A 15,312-nucleotide genomic window follows, 5' to 3' on the forward strand; every position below is an offset into this window, starting at 1 on the left:
TGACATGACCCACCCCCATGAAATCCGCCCCGACCTGGAAGAAGGCATCGACCGCAAGGTTCTGAGCCAACTGCGCGCACGGTTTCTGAAGCTCAACGAGGGCCGCTTGGCGCGCGCCATGGAGGGGCTATCACCCCGCCAGCAAGGCGTACTGACCCTGCTGCCGCTGTTTTTTCACGTCAATCATCCACTGCTGCCGGGTTACGTTTCGGGCAGTACACCGGCCGGATTGTCGAACTACGAGCCGGATGCCAGCGCTCTCGTCGAAGCCCAGCGCCTGACCCGCTCGTTTTCCTACAAACCGCGCCACGGCAGCAATCCGCCCCGGCCGATCCACGGCCTGTTCCTGATGGGCAGCCTTGGCACCCTGGCCCAGGCCGACAACAGCGACATGGACGTCTGGGTCTGCCATGCACCGGACTTGAGTGAAAGCGAACTGGCCGAGCTGGGTAAAAAGTGCCACCTGCTCGAAACCTGGGCGGCCAGCCAAGGCGCCGAGGCGCATTTTTTCCTGATCGACCCGGCCCGCTTCGTGCTCGGCGAGCGCGACAATCAACTGAGCGGCGAAGACTGCGGCACCACCCAGCATTATTTGCTGCTGGACGAGTTCTACCGCACGGCGATCTGGCTGGCCGGACGCACGCCGATCTGGTGGCTGGTGCCGGTTTACGAAGAGGCCGCTTACGAACGCTATACCCACGCCTTGCTGACCAAGCGCTTCATCCGTGCCGACGAAACCCTCGACCTCGGGCATCTGGCCTATATTCCGCCCGGCGAATTCATCGGTGCCGGGCTATGGCAGTTATTCAAGGGCATCGAGTCGCCGTACAAGTCGGTGCTCAAGCTGCTGCTGATCGAGGTCTACGCCAGCGAACACCCCAAAGTCCATTGCCTCAGCCTGCGCTTCAAACACGCCGTATTCGCCAACCAGCTCGACCTCGACGAGCTGGATCCCTATGTCGTGGTCTACCGACGCATCGAGGAATACCTCAACGCCCGTCACGAGCCGGAGCGGCTGGAGCTGGTACGGCGCGCACTGTATTTGAAGGTGAACCGCAAACTCACCGGCAGCAGCAGTCGTGCCCAGAGCTGGCAACGTTCGCTGCTTGAGCGCCTGGCCCACGAATGGCATTGGGATCAGCGGCAGTTGGCCCTGCTCGATAGCCGCAGCCAGTGGAAAGTCCGTCAGGTCGGCTCTGAGCGCCGGGCCTTGGTTAACGAACTCAATTACAGTTACCGCTTCCTCACCCAGTTCGCCCGCAACGAACAAACCGTCAGCCTGATTAACAAGCGCGACCTCAATGTGCTGGGTCGACGGCTGTATGCGGCTTTCGAGCGCAAGGCGAACAAAATCGAATTCATCAATCCGGGCATCGCTCCGGATTTGGCCGAAGACACCCTGACGCTGGTGCAGGTGCCAAACAAGAAAGAGCCCAGGCAAACTCAATGGGGTTTGTATAACGGCAGCCTGACCGCCCATGAGTGGGAGCATTTTGCGCCAATCAAGCGCAGCCGCCAGTTACTGGAACTGCTGACCTGGTGTCACCGCAACGGCGTCATCGACGGCGGCACGCGCCTGGCCTTGCATCCCGGCAGCAGCGACCTGAGCGAGTCTGAATTGTTCAACCTGCTCGGTAGTCTGCAACAGAGCATCGCCCTGCCCCTGACAACCGTCGCCGAAGAGCCGCTGTTGCGCGCGAGTGTGCCCAGCGAAGTGCTGATACTGGTGAACGTCGGCATCGATCCGCTCAAGCATCACCGCGACCTGAATATCCTGATGACAACCGAGCGCACCGACTCCCTGAGTTACGCCGGGGTTCGGGAAAATCTGGTGCTGACCCTTGACCAGGTTATGCTCAACAGTTGGAACGAAGTACTGGTCAGCCGTTTTGATGGCCCCCATGCGTTGCTCACCTGCGTACGTGATTACCTCAATAACCTGCCTAAGGGGCTGCAGCAACCCAGGCTGCGGGTGCATTGCTTTTGCCACAACCGCGCGCAATTCATCGCCCGACGGGTCGAAGACATTCTCGACACCGCGCAGAACCTGCTGCTGAGCCAACTCAATCAGCGCTACCTGATCCAGGTCCAGCAGCATTACCACGTGCTGGAGCTGGTGCCCGGCAATGTCAAACACGTCGCCCTCGCCACGCTGCCGGCGCTGGTCGAATACCTGGGCCAGGAACTGGCCAGCTACAGCCCGTTGCACCTGGACCCGATGGCGCTTGAAGACCAGGATCTGGCGCTGGTATTGCCCATGGGACAGCCCGAATGCGTTCAGGTGTTCTATCGGATCAGCGCATTGCACGCCGATCTGTACGTACTGGATGAATTCAACGCGCTGTGGCATCAGCGTTTGCCCTACCACGACGAGCAAAGCCTGCTGGTGCCGCTGCAGAGGTTCCTGCAATCGATCCAGTACCGGCGAGACGCCTTGCTGCCGTTGGACACCGCCCATCCCCTGAGCCTGGAAACCCTGTATTTCCAGCTGCTGCCATCGGGCCCCGTGCGGGCGCGTCGGGTCGAAGCCCGGGCGGCGCCGCAAACCCCGGTCAACCAGCGGTTCTACGACGTGCAGGCGATCGTCGGCAAGGCCGCACCGGGGCAGGTGCAGGTGACGTTGTATTGCAATCAGCGGGAGTTTTCAGAGCTGGAACATGGCGACCAGCTGTACAGCGTGGTCGCCAGGGAAATCGTCGGTCAGCGTCGAGAGACCGAGCGCTATCGCTGTTACATCACCGACCTGGACCTGTCCGGCCTGTTCGGTGATGGGCAGCACTCAAGCAATCTGTACTTGCGTTACAAGGCCGACCTGGAACGCGCATTGAACCAGGCGCTCGAGCAGGTCTGAGGGGACGTCATTCCGGGAAGTCGCCGCCATGGGCAGGCTGCGATTCGACTTCCAGCAGGGTCAGCTTGAGGGTCTTGCCGCCCGGAGCCGGCCAGTCGATATGCTGACCGACCTTGAGGCCGAGCAGTGCACTGCCTACTGGCGCCAGAATGGAAATCTTGCCTTCGTCGGAATTGGCATCCTTGGGGTAAACCAGGGTCAGGTGATAGTCCTTGCCGCTGATTTCTTCACGGCAATGCACACGGGAATTCATGGTCACGACATCGGCGGGCACTTCATCGTGACCGACCAAGGTATCGGCGCGATCCAGTTCGGTTTGCAGCGCGATAACGCCCGGCAGCGTGTCATCCAGGCTGTCGATCAGGCGCTCCAGACGTTGTACGTCCAGTCGGGTAAGGGTGATGGAAGGTGCGGTCATGATCAGGGCAGACTCCTTTCTTCTGCACGAAAAAAGCAAAACCCCGCCAGAAAAAGGCGGGGTTTTCACGAACCTCGATGAGTTGAGGCGTACCCGGACACTATCACAGCTCAATAAATATACAAGTGAGGCGCGACCACGGGCCCGACAGGGGGAAATTGCAAGTTGGCACGGAGCAGACCTTGCGGGAGCGAGCCTGCTCGCGAAAGCGATATGTCAGTCAGTCAGATGTCGACTGGTCCACCGCATTCGCAAGCAGGCTCGCTCCCACAGGTGGCGCGTCAGGCGCTGGTTTTGCGTTGAGCGGCCTGGGCGCAAATCACCCGCCGACGCTGATCATCGGCCGAACGCCATTCGCGGATGTCTTCGACATGGCGAAAACACCCCAAGCAGACCTTCTGCTCATCCAGCCGACACACACCGCTGCACGGCGAAGGCACCGCCGGGCTGACATTGCTGTAGAGCGGCTTGGGCGGACGAACGGGCGCAGGCTGGGTCACCGTCTCACAGACCTTCGAAATCGAGTTCGACATCAGCTTGCTGCTTGACGATGCGCTCGAGCATTTCGCCCAGCTGCTCTTCGCTCTTGTCGCACATCCAGCGCTCGCTTTCTTCGTCATAGTCGAAGTGAAAGCCACCGGACACCGCCGCCAGCCACAGCTGACGCAAGGGTTCCTGACGGCTGAAGATCAGCGCGGTACCGTTTTCGAACTTGACGGTCAGCACACCGGCCGAACTTTCGAGATCGAGATCCAGGCCACTCTCGTCAAAAATATCCTCCAGCGATTGCTGGGTGGCATCGACGAGATCGTGGAAACGGGCTTCAGTCAAACTCATTGCGGCAACCTCAAAAAGTGTCTACTCACGCTCAAGCGCCGCAAGATACGGGCGAGCCCCGGTGATTGCAAAGGATAACGATCAAGCGCCGATATCGATACCTCAAGCGCTGTACCTGTGGGAGCGAGCCTGCTCGCGAAGAGGCTGGCACATTCGACATCGTTGCTGGCTGACACACCGCCTTCGCGAGCAGGCTCGCTCCCACAGGGATTGCATCTGGCTGGCAGGCCTCGGGCGAAGGCCCGCCGGACGGGAGCCCCGTTGCATAGGCAAGCTGCCGGGTGGCCGGTATACTCCGGCGCAATTAATGTATTTTCAAGGATTTCGCCATGAAGCGCCTGATCTCTTCCCTAGCTGCGCTCGCCGCGGTCGCCTGCCTTGTGTCGGCCTGTGGTCAAAAAGGCCCGTTGTACCTGCCTGATGACAGCCAGGATCCTGTCGAGCAGGCCAAGTCGTCGCAACAACAGCCTGCGTCTAAAGCACACAAGCACGACGTCTACCAATAAGGGAACATCATGGACGCTTTTAACTACCGTGACGGTGAGCTGTTCGCGGAAGGTGTTGCCCTGTCCGCCATCGCCGAGCGCTTTGGCACACCGACTTACGTCTACTCCCGCGCACACATCGAAGCCCAGTACCTGGCGTTTGCCGATGCGCTGGCCGGCATGCCGCACCTGGTCTGCTTTGCGGTCAAGGCCAACTCCAACCTGGGCGTACTGAATGTCCTGGCGCGCCTTGGCGCCGGTTTCGACATCGTCTCCCGTGGCGAGCTTGAGCGTGTATTGGCCGCTGGCGGCAGCGCCGACAAGATCGTGTTCTCCGGCGTCGGCAAGACTCGTGACGACATGCGTCGTGCCCTGGAAGTCGGCGTGCACTGCTTCAACGTCGAATCCACCGATGAGTTGGAACGTCTGCAAGTGGTCGCCGCCGAACTGGGCGTTCGCGCGCCGATCTCGCTGCGCGTGAACCCGGACGTCGATGCCGGCACGCATCCGTACATTTCCACCGGTCTCAAAGAGAACAAGTTCGGCATCGCCATCGCCGACGCCGAAGACGTGTACATCCGCGCCGCGCAGCTGCCCAACCTGGAAGTGGTCGGTGTCGATTGCCACATCGGTTCGCAACTGACCACCCTGCCCCCCTTCATCGACGCCCTCGACCGCCTGTTGGGCCTGGTCGACCGCCTTGGCGAGTGCGGCATCTACCTGCGCCACATCGATCTTGGTGGTGGTCTGGGCGTGCGTTATCGCGATGAAGAGCCGCCCTTGGCTGCCGACTACATCAAAGCCGTGCGCGAGCGTCTCGACGGTCGGGATCTGGCGCTGGTGTTCGAGCCGGGCCGTTTCGTCGTTGCCAACGCCGGTGTGTTGCTGACCCAGGTCGAGTACCTCAAGCACACCGAACACAAGGACTTCGCCATCGTCGACGCGGCCATGAACGATCTAATCCGCCCGGCGCTGTACCAGGCCTGGATGGACGTTACCGCCGTGCGCCCTCGCGATACGGCGGCCCGCGCCTATGACATCGTCGGACCGATCTGCGAGACCGGCGACTTCCTGGCCAAGGATCGTCAGCTGGCCCTGGAAGAAGGCGACCTGCTGGCCGTGCATTCGGCCGGTGCCTATGGGTTTGTCATGAGTTCCAACTACAACACCCGTGGCCGCGCTGCCGAAGTGTTGGTGGACGGTGATCAGGCATTTGAAGTGCGTCGCCGTGAAACGGTAGCCGAGTTGTTTGCTGGCGAAAGCCTGCTGCCGGAGTAAAACCATGCTGCTGCGTTTTACCAAGATGCACGGCCTGGGCAATGACTTCATGGTCCTCGACCTGGTCAGCCAGCACGCGCATATTTTGCCCAAGCACGCCAAGCAATGGGGCGATCGGCACACCGGTATCGGGTTCGACCAGCTGTTGATCGTTGAAGCGCCGAGCAATCCGGATGTGGATTTCCGTTATCGGATCTTCAATGCCGACGGCTCCGAAGTGGAACAGTGCGGCAACGGTGCGCGCTGTTTCGCCCGCTTCGTGCTCGACAAGCGTTTGACTGCGAAACGGCAGATCCGCGTCGAAACCAAAAGTGGCATCATCGAACTGGATATCCGCAGCGACGGCCAGATTGGGGTCAACATGGGCGCACCGCGCCTGGTGCCGGCCGACATTCCGTTCGACGCGCCGGAACAGGCCCTGAGCTATCGGGTTGACGTAGACGGTACGGCAATCGAATTGGCCGCCGTGTCCATGGGCAACCCCCATGCCGTGCTGCGGGTCAGCGATATCAACAACGCGCCGGTGCATGAACTGGGGCCGAAAATCGAACACCATCCGCGCTTTCCTTCGCGGGTCAATGTCGGTTTTCTCCAGGTCATCGACCGCAATCGTGCGCAGCTGCGCGTCTGGGAACGCGGTGCCGGGGAAACCCAGGCTTGCGGAACCGGCGCCTGTGCTGCCGCAGTGGCCGCGATCAGCCAGGGGTGGATGGATTCGCCGCTATTGATCGACCTGCCCGGCGGGCGTCTGTCCATTGAATGGGCAGGCCCAGGCCAACCGGTGATGATGACCGGTCCGGCAGTTCGCGTTTATGAAGGACAAGTGCGTCTTTGAGAGAGTCGAATCCATGAACGATAAGCCCCAGGTTCCCGCCCTACAGCCCGACGAATCCCCTTCCGAAAGCCTTGAGGCGGCGGCGATTGCCGCGTACCTGGAGGCTCATCCGGATTTCTTCGTCGAACACGAAGAACTGCTCCCGGCCTTGCGCATTCCCCACCAGCGCGGCGACACCGTGTCCCTGGTGGAACGCCAGATGACCATCCTGCGCGACCGCAATATCGAGTTGCGTCATCGCCTCTCGCATTTGATGGACGTGGCCCGCGACAACGACCGACTCTTTGACAAGACTCGCCGCCTGATTCTCGCGCTGATGGATGCCACCAGCCTGGAAGACGTGGTGATCAGTGTCGAAGACAGCCTGCGCCAGGACTTCCAGGTGCCCTTTGTCAGCCTGATCCTGCTGGGCGACAACCCGATGCCGGTCGGCCGCTGGGTAACCCATGCCGACGCGCAAACGGCCATTGGCGGCTTGCTCTCGGAAGACAAAAGCGTCAGCGGCAGCCTGCGTGAACACGAACTGGACTTCCTGTTCGGTGAAGAACAGCGCAAGCAGATCGGTTCCACTGCGGTCGTCGCCATCAGCTATCAAGGCATTCACGGCGTCCTGGCCATCGCCAGCCGCGATCCACAACACTACAAGAGCTCGGTGGGCACGCTGTTCCTGAGCTACATCGCCGAAGTCATGGGCCGAGTGCTGCCACGGGTCAACAGCTCCCTGCGCACGGTACGCTGATCGTGGAACGGCAACTGGACGCTTACTGCGAACACCTGCGCAGTGAGCGACAGGTGTCGCCTCATACCCTGTATGCCTACCGCCGCGACCTCGACAAAGTGCTCGGCTGGTGCGTCAAACAGAACATCGACACCTGGGCCGCGCTGGATATCCAGCGCCTGCGCAGCCTGATTGCGCGCCTGCACTCCCAGGGTCAATCTTCGCGCAGCCTGGCGCGGCTGCTGTCGGCCGTACGCGGGCTCTATCATTATCTGAACCGCGAAGGCCTCTGCGACCACGATCCGGCCAATGGCCTGGCGCCCCCGAAGGGCGAACGCCGCCTGCCGAAAACCCTCGACACCGACCGCGCCCTGCAATTGCTTGAAGGCGCGGTGGAAGATGACTTCCTGGCGCGTCGGGACCAGGCGATCCTGGAGTTGTTCTATTCCTCGGGCTTGCGTCTTTCGGAGCTGACCGGGCTCAATCTCGATCAGCTGGACCTGGCCGATGGCATGGTCCAAGTGCTCGGCAAGGGCAGCAAGACGCGATTACTGCCCGTCGGCAAGAAAGCGCGCGAAGCGCTGGAGCAGTGGCTGCCCTTGCGGGCCATGGCCAACCCGGCGGACGACGCGGTGTTTGTCAGCCAGCAAGGCCGCCGCCTGGGCCCGCGGGCGATCCAGGTGCGGGTCAAGGCCGCTGGCGAGCGCGAGCTGGGACAGAACCTGCACCCGCACATGTTGCGACACTCTTTCGCCAGCCACCTGCTCGAATCATCGCAGGATTTGCGCGCGGTACAGGAACTGCTTGGCCATTCGGACATCAAGACCACTCAGATCTACACCCACCTGGATTTCCAGCACCTGGCCACGGTTTACGACAGCGCCCATCCACGGGCCAAACGCATTAAAGGCGATGATTCATGACCATCAAATTGATTACCTTCGACCTCGACGACACCCTGTGGGACACCGCCCCGGTGATCGTCAGCGCCGAAGCCATATTGCGCGAATGGCTGGCCGAGCATGCACCCAATCTGGGCGCGCTGCCGGTGGAGCATTTGTGGACGATTCGCGAGCGGATTCTGAGCAACGAGCCGAGCCTCAAGCACCGCATCAGCGCCCTGCGCCGGCGAGTGCTGTTCCATGCGCTGGAAGAAGCCGGATACGACCATGATCAGGCGTCGGACATGGCCGACAAGAGCTTTGAAGTGTTTTTGCATGCGCGGCATCAGATCGAAGTTTTCCCTGAAGTCGAACCGACGCTGGAGACCTTGGCCAAGCACTATTCCCTGGGCGTGGTGACCAATGGCAACGCCGATGTGCGTCGGTTAGGGCTGGCGGATTACTTCAAGTTTGCGCTGTGCGCTGAAGACATCGGCATCGCCAAACCCGATGCGCGACTGTTTCATGAGGCGTTGCAACGCGGTGACGCTACCGCTGAGACAGCAGTGCATATCGGCGATCATCCGGGTGATGACATTGCGGGCGCCCAGCAGGCAGGGTTGCGGGCGATCTGGTTCAACCCGGCGGGCAAGGTGTGGGAGGCCGAGAAGGCGCCGGATGCGGAGATTAACAGCCTGACCGAGCTGCCGGAATTGCTGGCCCGCTGGAACGCCCAACACTGACCTTGAATTCACACTTAACCCCTGTGGGAGCGAGCCTGCTCGCGAACGCGGTGGGTCAGCCGACATCAATTTTGAATGTGACGGCCTCTTCGCGAGCAGGCTCGCTCCCACAAGGGATCACCGCAAGGCTCCGGATTTTTGTCTGACCCATGAAAAAGCCCGCAGCGACGGCGGGCTTTTCCAGCAAGCAAGGCAAAGGCTCAGATAGGCCGGCTGCCATACTTGTTGTCAGGCTTCTTGGGAGGATCGGCGACCACATTGGCCTCCACTTCCTGCACCTTGCCACCGCGCGCAAGAAACTCTTCCATGGCCTTGGCCAGGGCGTCGCGTTCCTTGTTCTTGGCTTCGACGCTCGGCAGCTCATCGACCGATACCGCTGCCTTGGCCTTGCCTTTGGCGGTCGGAACGGGCGCTTCACCGCCGTCGTCTTCAACGACGTCGTCCGTCGCTGCTTCCAGACCTTCTTCGGTTTCGTCGTCGTCGCCTACTTCGAGGTCGTCGTTTTCCAGATCATCGTCGCTCATGTTCTACCTCATGACTTGCGAAAAGCAGATTAGTTATAGCCCAGCTTCGCCGTCTGTCGACGGCTGCCGGAAAAAATTCAACCGCCGTTGATGACCAACGGCTTATGCCTCTTCACCATGCACGGTGGCGAGGACTTTACGGGCACCGCCATGATCACGGTGCTCGCCCAGATAAACGCCCTGCCAGGTCCCCAGCGCCAGTCGGCCCGCCTTGATCGGCAAACTGAGCTGACAGCCAAGCACACTGGCCTTGAAGTGCGCCGGGAGGTCGTCCAGGCCTTCGTCGTTATGCTCATAGCCGTCTGTTCCTTGTGGGATCAGACGATTGAAAAATCGTTCGAAGTCGCGACGTACCGCCGGATCGGCGTTCTCGTTGATGGTCAACGACGCCGAGGTATGCTGCAGCCACAAATGCAACAGACCGACCCGACATGCCTTGATTTCAGGCAGACCGGCGAGTAACTCGTCCGTTACCAGATGAAAGCCCCGGGGCCTCGCCCGCAGGGTAATCAGAGTCTGTTGCCACATACAGTTCTCCGCACGTTCGGGGCGCATTCTAGCGCGCTCTGGGAAAAAACAAAGGCCCTAATATTCCTTCAATCATGTAAGCCATTGGCCGCACAAAAACACCTCGGGTAAATGCCACTGAACGTGTGCGAAAAAACCTTTCAGCTGTTCCTTCACTGACAAACTCCAGACAAAAAAATGCCCGGCAAGCCGGGCAAATTTTCATGCGCGTTCTTACAAGTTGTAGCCGCGCTCGTTGTGAAGTGCCAGGTCGATGCCGACAGCCTCTTCTTCTTCGGTGATACGCAGACCCATGACCACGTCCAGCACCTTGAGAATGATGTAGGTGACGATCGCGGTGTAGATCACCGTGAAGCCCACGCCTTTGAGCTGGATCCATACCTGTGCACCGATATCGGTGACCGCGCCGAAACCACCCAGAGCCGGGGCGGCGAAGACGCCGGTCAGGATCGCGCCGAGGATACCGCCGATACCGTGCACGCCGAAGGCGTCCAGGGAGTCGTCATAGCCCAGTTTGCGTTTCAGGGTGGTGGCGCAGAAGAAGCACACCACGCCCGCGGCCAGACCGATCACCAGCGCGCCCATCGGGCCCACGGTGCCAGCGGCCGGAGTGATGGCGACCAGACCGGCCACAACACCCGAAGCGATACCCAGTGCGCTTGGTTTGCCGTGGGTGACCCACTCGGCGAACATCCAGCCCAGGGCAGCGGCGGCGGTTGCGATCTGGGTCACCAGCATCGCCATACCGGCAGTACCGTTGGCCGCCGCGGCGGAACCGGCGTTGAAACCGAACCAGCCGACCCACAGCATTGCAGCGCCCATCAGCGTGTAGCCGAGGTTGTGCGGAGCCATCGGGGTGGTCGGGAAGCCTTTGCGCTTGCCCAGTACCAGGCAGCAGACCAGACCGGCCACACCGGCGTTGATGTGCACCACGGTGCCGCCGGCGAAGTCGAGCACGCCCCAGTCCCACATCAGGCCGCCGTTGCCGGACCAGACCATGTGCGCGATCGGTGCATACACCAGGGTGAACCAGATGCCCATGAAGATCAGCATGGCGGAGAACTTCATCCGCTCGGCGAAGGCACCGACGATCAGCGCCGGGGTGATGATGGCGAAGGTCATCTGGAAGGTGATGAACACCGCCTCAGGAAACAGCGCCGCGGGACCCGTCAGGCTCGATGGCGTGACACCGGCAAGGAACGCCTTGCCCATGCCGCCGAAGAACGAGTTGAAGTTGACGACGCCCTGCTCCATGCCGGTGGTGTCGAACGCGATGCTGTAGCCATAAATGACCCACAGAATGCTGATCAGACCGGTAATGGCGAAGCACTGCATCATCACGGAAAGAATGTTTTTGGAGCGAACCATGCCGCCGTAGAAGAGCGCAAGGCCGGGAATAGTCATGAACAGCACGAGGGCTGTCGAGGTCAGCATCCAGGCAGTGTCACCCGAATTGAGGACTGGGGCCGCCACTTCGTCTGCCGCCATGACCAGGCCGGGCATTACGAGGGACAACAGGGCTCCTAGCCCTGCGAATTTACGCAGAGTCATATTGTTTTCTCCTGGGGCGTTGGGTTTGTGGCGGCTTAGATTGCGTCGGTATCGGTTTCGCCGGTACGGATGCGAATCGCCTGTTCCAGATTGACCACGAAGATCTTGCCGTCACCGATCTTGCCGGTGTTGGCCGCCTTGGTTATCGCCTCGATAACCCGATCCAGATCCTTGTCGTCAATAGCGACATCGATTTTCACCTTGGGCAGAAAATCGACCACGTACTCCGCGCCGCGATACAGCTCGGTGTGACCCTTCTGCCGACCGAAGCCTTTGACTTCAGTAACGGTAATGCCCTGCACGCCGATCTCGGACAGCGACTCGCGCACGTCGTCCAGTTTGAACGGCTTGATGATGGCAGTGACTAGCTTCATGAAAACTCTCTCCCGAATTGGTGGACTTGCCCCAGGAAAACAAACCCGACTCAAGTCTAAGCGCAGTGCCTGGCTTTGTAACGCATCGTCGGCCTTACCTGCCCGTCCGACGCCAGCTAACCACTCCGCACGAAACTTCCCCGTTCCGCTTGGCGCACTGCATTCGTCACAGCGACTGCATCAGTGCATGGGTCACTACCGACTAAGCAGAAAGCTTGCCATCTCCACTAAAACCACTGAATTCAACGACTTGATCGCAACCAGCGGCCCCTGCGCCAGAATGGCCCGGGGATTACGCACAACAACAGTGCGCCGCCGTCTGTGCGCATGCGCGAAAAGCGTGCATCCCTGCGGTCGGGATTGACTATAGACACTGCGTGATACACTGCTCGCCATTGTTTCCAGGACCATTTCCCATGCTCGCGCCCAAAGACTTCCTCGACGCCCTGAGCGGCACCGCCTCCCGCCTCTTCAGCGGCGACAACCCACTGCCGAAAAGCGAAATCGAAAGCCAGTTCAAGGCTTTGTTGCAGAGCGGCTTCAGCAAGCTGGATCTGGTGAGCCGTGAAGAATTCGACAGCCAGATGGTCGTGCTGGCACGAACCCGGGCACGGCTGGAAAGCCTCGAGGCGAAAGTCGCCGAGCTGGAAGCGAAGCTCAACCCACCAACCGAATAACCCAAATGACAACGCGGCCCCCTGTGGGAGCGAGGCTGCTCGCGAATAGGGTCGCCTCGGTCTTCCAAGCCACCCCACACTGGCTCGACCACCCCTGTAGGAGCTGCCGAGGGCTCGGGCCGCGTTCGGACGATCTTTTGAGTCCCGCACACATCTCAGCAACGTCCTACAAACATCACCACCGCCGTCCGATTGCGCCGCAAAGCCCAGGTTCCTAAGCTCACCCAATGCTGAATGTTCAGCACTGGGTTTGGCGACCTGGAAAGCCCCGACGCACCGTGACCACGTTCGAATCAGGGAATTATTCCCATCTCGAATTATGGCGGCTTTGCGTGGGAGACCTTCGGGTCTGCCGGTTTTTCGGGGTTCACCGGTTCGCCAACCCGCGCATAGCTGCCACCCTTTTCGTTTGGCGACGATCAGAGGCAGTTTTCTTCATTCGAATCCGAGAACTGCACGATGGACGAAAACTACCTAGTCCCCCACATCTTCACCCGCCACAAACTCCACCTCCACGCCCTTCTCCTGCAAAACCAACCCTGGTTCAGCGCCCGCGACCTCGGCCGACTGCTGCGCCTCTTCCTCGACGAACGCACCCTCCGAAAACTCGACCCCGACCAACGCCAAACCGCAAAAATACTCAGCCACGGCAGCATCAAAAACACGCTGCTGATCAGCGAATCCGGCGTTTACGCATTATTGGTCTACCACTACTGCCCGGAATACCGAGCCTTACGCGAATGGTTGACCCACGATGTGGTGCCAGCCCTAAGAGACGCAGAACAACCCACCTCAACCGAACGCCCGCTCCTGAGCCGTCTGAACTGGCCCGAGATGTCGCTGAGTTTGCTGCACTGGAATAACCAGCCGTGGATTCGGCTGCAGGATGTGCCGCATCTGCTGCCGAATGAAGAACCGGCACAACACGCGGTCAATGTGCCGTGGTGGAAAAAAGCGTCGCGAGTATTCCAGTCGTTATAGACAACCTAACCACGCTCGATATCGTCACTGCGCACTTCGTAGGTCGATTGCAGATTCAACCAAAAATCGGGCGTGGTATTGAAGTGAGTGGCCAGCTTCCTGGCAAGGTCCGGACTGACTCCTGTGCTCTGCGCTACAAGTTTTGTCAGTTCAATCTCGAAATCAGGAAACTGGCAAGCAAGATCAGCCACCGTGGCGCCCAATGGCTCAAGAAACTCCTGCTCAAGGATTTCTCCGGGATGAATCGAGCGCATTCCATTAGTGTTCATATTCCCTTCTCCGGGTGGCTTGATCTGCTGTGATCATAAGCAGCCCCCTCGAGCACACAAGAGCGCCCCCGCTATTCAGGCATTGGCCTTCATACATTTCGGAACAGTCCTACAAAAACTGTCGCTCTCACCTGATTTCGAAATCCCGTCTCTCTCCGTTACCTTCTGTGGTCAGATCTAGCACGAGGTGCGTATGAGCCAAAAAAAACGAAAGGCAAAACTGCTACAAATTGCAGCGTTTCACGCCGAAGCACTTCGGCTGGCCGGAAATATATCGGCCAATCAACGCCGCTTTTTTGAAGTCGCCGCCGCGCACGGCAAAGAATTTGAGCCAAGGGGTTTACTGGCCGGTTGACGGAACTGAATTCCCTTTCATGAAAGAAACCGTCTGAGTGGCTATTTTTTGCGCCTCATCATTGGCCGGCTCAGTACCCGCAACATCCAGTGAAATTTGCCAACCCGATTGCCGGAGCCCATCCGTCTTGGTCCCTACTGTGTGACGATTATGGACGACTCGCTTTTTACAGCACCGACACTACCTGTTTTGTCTGTCATCGATTTTGCAACCCTGGATAAAGATCACGGTGTGCCTCACCCCGTATCAGGAGAACTGAGCTATGCGTATGTCACCGCGTACAAGAGTCGGAACTTGTCTGTGATAGGAGGTGAAGTTTATTTACGAGTCGGCAGGCACTTAGGATTTGGCAAGGGCTTTGGGGTTAATCACATTTGGGAAGGTCATCATCATGAGCTGCCTGGATGGGGCTGCAAGTCGATTGATGAAATTCCGGCTTTTGTTGCCGCAATTTTGACCCAAGGCGCCCAAGTGCTGTGTGAGGGTTATCAAACGCGTGATGGATACCGGCTGACGATTGTTAGGGGGGCGCGAGGGTGTGCGATTTTGTCACCGCAGCGGAATGCGGAGGGTGTCGATTTCTATTCCGTCGTGACCGCGTACAAGAACCATCGCAATCGGGGTGCAATGAATGTGGGCACTCTGAAAGCAAAAAAGGCGCCATAGGCGCCTTTTTGCAATGTATTCAGGGCTGGTAGTCGCAGCGCTCGCTTAGCACGTCCGAGAAACCTCTCTCGAAAGGGGTCGAAAGCCAACCATTTGTTGCCGGTTGCCGCTACCACAGGATCCACGAATCCTGCACATCCACAGTATTGAGGCAATATCGTAGTGAACCTCAACACCCCTGCTCTGTAAGAGCCCTGGACTAAATTCTAGCAATTGCAGAGGGCCTATTCAACGAATAGCTGACTAATTCATTGACTAAATACTGCCAATCGGCGGACTGCAAAGAAGTCATTGATACGTCTTGTAAACCTCTACTTGAGCACTGCATTCCAGCTCGACTA

Annotated in this window: 19 protein-coding genes; 11 read left to right on the top strand and 8 right to left on the bottom strand. The window is 59.5% G+C overall.

The window, feature by feature from the left end:
* The first annotated feature begins 4 nt into the window (after positions 1 to 4).
* Positions 5 to 2,851, top strand: coding sequence for a class I adenylate cyclase (locus ACA041_RS30960; RefSeq protein ID WP_497439209.1), 2,847 nt, complete (start codon positions 5 to 7; stop codon positions 2,849 to 2,851).
* Between the two features lie 7 nt (positions 2,852 to 2,858).
* Here the strand turns inward: ACA041_RS30960 and rnk are convergent, their stop codons facing one another.
* From rnk to cyaY, 3 genes are all read right to left on the bottom strand, one after another.
* A complete protein-coding gene (gene rnk, locus ACA041_RS30965; RefSeq protein WP_497439210.1) occupies positions 2,859 to 3,269 on the bottom strand; it encodes a nucleoside diphosphate kinase regulator in 411 nt (136 codons plus the stop codon).
* Between the two features lie 281 nt (positions 3,270 to 3,550).
* Positions 3,551 to 3,769: a DUF1289 domain-containing protein gene (locus tag ACA041_RS30970; RefSeq protein ID WP_497442203.1), complete on the bottom strand. Its 219-nt coding sequence runs from the start codon at positions 3,767 to 3,769 to the stop codon at positions 3,551 to 3,553.
* A gap of 4 nt (positions 3,770 to 3,773) precedes the next feature.
* Complete coding sequence (cyaY, locus tag ACA041_RS30975) at positions 3,774 to 4,106, bottom strand: iron donor protein CyaY (RefSeq protein WP_497439211.1); 333 nt, start codon at positions 4,104 to 4,106, stop codon at positions 3,774 to 3,776.
* 329 nt (positions 4,107 to 4,435) lie between these two features.
* Between cyaY and lptM the strand changes: the two genes are divergently transcribed.
* From lptM to ACA041_RS31005, 6 genes are read left to right on the top strand one after another with little or no spacing between them, the layout of a single operon-like run.
* Positions 4,436 to 4,612 (top strand): LPS translocon maturation chaperone LptM, encoded by a 177-nt coding sequence (gene lptM, locus ACA041_RS30980; RefSeq protein WP_497439212.1) that lies wholly within the window; start codon positions 4,436 to 4,438, stop codon positions 4,610 to 4,612.
* A 9-nt stretch (positions 4,613 to 4,621) separates the two neighbouring features.
* Positions 4,622 to 5,869: a diaminopimelate decarboxylase gene (gene lysA, locus ACA041_RS30985; protein ID WP_497439213.1), complete on the top strand. Its 1,248-nt coding sequence runs from the start codon at positions 4,622 to 4,624 to the stop codon at positions 5,867 to 5,869.
* Positions 5,870 to 5,873: 4 nt separating this feature from the next.
* Positions 5,874 to 6,704 (top strand): diaminopimelate epimerase, encoded by an 831-nt coding sequence (dapF, locus tag ACA041_RS30990; RefSeq protein ID WP_497439214.1) that lies wholly within the window; start codon positions 5,874 to 5,876, stop codon positions 6,702 to 6,704.
* Positions 6,705 to 6,717: 13 nt separating this feature from the next.
* Positions 6,718 to 7,443, top strand: coding sequence for a DUF484 family protein (locus tag ACA041_RS30995; RefSeq protein WP_497439215.1), 726 nt, complete (start codon positions 6,718 to 6,720; stop codon positions 7,441 to 7,443).
* A gap of 2 nt (positions 7,444 to 7,445) precedes the next feature.
* Entirely contained in the window at positions 7,446 to 8,345 is a 900-nt protein-coding gene (xerC, locus tag ACA041_RS31000; protein ID WP_497439216.1) for a tyrosine recombinase XerC, read from the top strand.
* On the top strand, positions 8,342 to 9,046 hold the full coding sequence (locus ACA041_RS31005) for an HAD family hydrolase (protein WP_497439217.1): 705 nt from the start codon (positions 8,342 to 8,344) through the stop codon (positions 9,044 to 9,046). Before xerC ends, ACA041_RS31005 begins: the two co-directional genes overlap by 4 nt.
* A 200-nt stretch (positions 9,047 to 9,246) precedes the next feature.
* Here the strand turns inward: ACA041_RS31005 and sutA are convergent, their stop codons facing one another.
* The 4 genes from sutA to glnK form a co-directional block, all read right to left on the bottom strand.
* Positions 9,247 to 9,570, bottom strand: coding sequence for a dormancy-specific transcriptional regulator SutA (sutA, locus tag ACA041_RS31010; protein ID WP_497439218.1), 324 nt, complete (start codon positions 9,568 to 9,570; stop codon positions 9,247 to 9,249).
* Between the two features lie 102 nt (positions 9,571 to 9,672).
* Entirely contained in the window at positions 9,673 to 10,098 is a 426-nt protein-coding gene (locus ACA041_RS31015) for a secondary thiamine-phosphate synthase enzyme YjbQ (protein ID WP_497439219.1), read from the bottom strand.
* Positions 10,099 to 10,311: 213 nt separating this feature from the next.
* Positions 10,312 to 11,649 carry an ammonium transporter gene (locus ACA041_RS31020; protein ID WP_497439220.1) on the bottom strand — a complete coding sequence of 446 codons (1,338 nt, stop codon included), beginning with the start codon at positions 11,647 to 11,649 and terminating at the stop codon, positions 10,312 to 10,314.
* Positions 11,650 to 11,684: 35 nt separating this feature from the next.
* Positions 11,685 to 12,023, bottom strand: a complete 339-nt coding sequence (glnK, locus tag ACA041_RS31025) for a P-II family nitrogen regulator (protein ID WP_002555808.1) — start codon at positions 12,021 to 12,023, stop codon at positions 11,685 to 11,687.
* A 416-nt stretch (positions 12,024 to 12,439) separates the two neighbouring features.
* On the opposite strand from glnK, the gene ACA041_RS31030 reads away from it, so the two are divergent.
* Entirely contained in the window at positions 12,440 to 12,700 is a 261-nt protein-coding gene (locus tag ACA041_RS31030; RefSeq protein ID WP_121733396.1) for an accessory factor UbiK family protein, read from the top strand.
* 459 nt (positions 12,701 to 13,159) lie between these two features.
* Positions 13,160 to 13,681, top strand: a complete 522-nt coding sequence (locus ACA041_RS31035) for a BRO-N domain-containing protein (protein WP_497439221.1) — start codon at positions 13,160 to 13,162, stop codon at positions 13,679 to 13,681.
* 5 nt (positions 13,682 to 13,686) lie between these two features.
* Here the strand turns inward: ACA041_RS31035 and ACA041_RS31040 are convergent, their stop codons facing one another.
* On the bottom strand, positions 13,687 to 13,950 hold the full coding sequence (locus ACA041_RS31040) for a HigA family addiction module antitoxin (protein WP_497439222.1): 264 nt from the start codon (positions 13,948 to 13,950) through the stop codon (positions 13,687 to 13,689).
* A 193-nt stretch (positions 13,951 to 14,143) separates the two neighbouring features.
* Between ACA041_RS31040 and ACA041_RS31045 the strand changes: the two genes are divergently transcribed.
* Both ACA041_RS31045 and ACA041_RS31050 read left to right on the top strand, forming a co-directional pair.
* Complete coding sequence (locus tag ACA041_RS31045) at positions 14,144 to 14,305, top strand: hypothetical protein (protein WP_497439223.1); 162 nt, start codon at positions 14,144 to 14,146, stop codon at positions 14,303 to 14,305.
* Between the two features lie 150 nt (positions 14,306 to 14,455).
* A complete protein-coding gene (locus ACA041_RS31050) occupies positions 14,456 to 14,971 on the top strand; it encodes a hypothetical protein (RefSeq protein WP_497439224.1) in 516 nt (171 codons plus the stop codon).
* Positions 14,972 to 15,312 lie beyond the last annotated feature (341 nt).

This window comes from Pseudomonas sp. LBUM1676, from assembly GCF_059695605.1.

Coding starts and splice junctions, on each gene's coding strand:
- ACA041_RS30960 (WP_497439209.1), top strand. CDS start 5: ATGACCCACCCCCATGAAATCCGCCCCGACCTGGAAGAAGGCATCGAC.
- rnk (WP_497439210.1), bottom strand. CDS start 3,269: ATGACCGCACCTTCCATCACCCTTACCCGACTGGACGTACAACGTCTG.
- cyaY (WP_497439211.1), bottom strand. CDS start 4,106: ATGAGTTTGACTGAAGCCCGTTTCCACGATCTCGTCGATGCCACCCAG.
- lptM (WP_497439212.1), top strand. CDS start 4,436: ATGAAGCGCCTGATCTCTTCCCTAGCTGCGCTCGCCGCGGTCGCCTGC.
- lysA (WP_497439213.1), top strand. CDS start 4,622: ATGGACGCTTTTAACTACCGTGACGGTGAGCTGTTCGCGGAAGGTGTT.
- dapF (WP_497439214.1), top strand. CDS start 5,874: ATGCTGCTGCGTTTTACCAAGATGCACGGCCTGGGCAATGACTTCATG.
- ACA041_RS30995 (WP_497439215.1), top strand. CDS start 6,718: ATGAACGATAAGCCCCAGGTTCCCGCCCTACAGCCCGACGAATCCCCT.
- ACA041_RS31005 (WP_497439217.1), top strand. CDS start 8,342: ATGACCATCAAATTGATTACCTTCGACCTCGACGACACCCTGTGGGAC.
- sutA (WP_497439218.1), bottom strand. CDS start 9,570: ATGAGCGACGATGATCTGGAAAACGACGACCTCGAAGTAGGCGACGAC.
- ACA041_RS31015 (WP_497439219.1), bottom strand. CDS start 10,098: ATGTGGCAACAGACTCTGATTACCCTGCGGGCGAGGCCCCGGGGCTTT.
- ACA041_RS31020 (WP_497439220.1), bottom strand. CDS start 11,649: ATGACTCTGCGTAAATTCGCAGGGCTAGGAGCCCTGTTGTCCCTCGTA.
- glnK (WP_002555808.1), bottom strand. CDS start 12,023: ATGAAGCTAGTCACTGCCATCATCAAGCCGTTCAAACTGGACGACGTG.
- ACA041_RS31030 (WP_121733396.1), top strand. CDS start 12,440: ATGCTCGCGCCCAAAGACTTCCTCGACGCCCTGAGCGGCACCGCCTCC.
- ACA041_RS31035 (WP_497439221.1), top strand. CDS start 13,160: ATGGACGAAAACTACCTAGTCCCCCACATCTTCACCCGCCACAAACTC.
- ACA041_RS31040 (WP_497439222.1), bottom strand. CDS start 13,950: ATGAACACTAATGGAATGCGCTCGATTCATCCCGGAGAAATCCTTGAG.
- ACA041_RS31045 (WP_497439223.1), top strand. CDS start 14,144: ATGAGCCAAAAAAAACGAAAGGCAAAACTGCTACAAATTGCAGCGTTT.
- ACA041_RS31050 (WP_497439224.1), top strand. CDS start 14,456: ATGGACGACTCGCTTTTTACAGCACCGACACTACCTGTTTTGTCTGTC.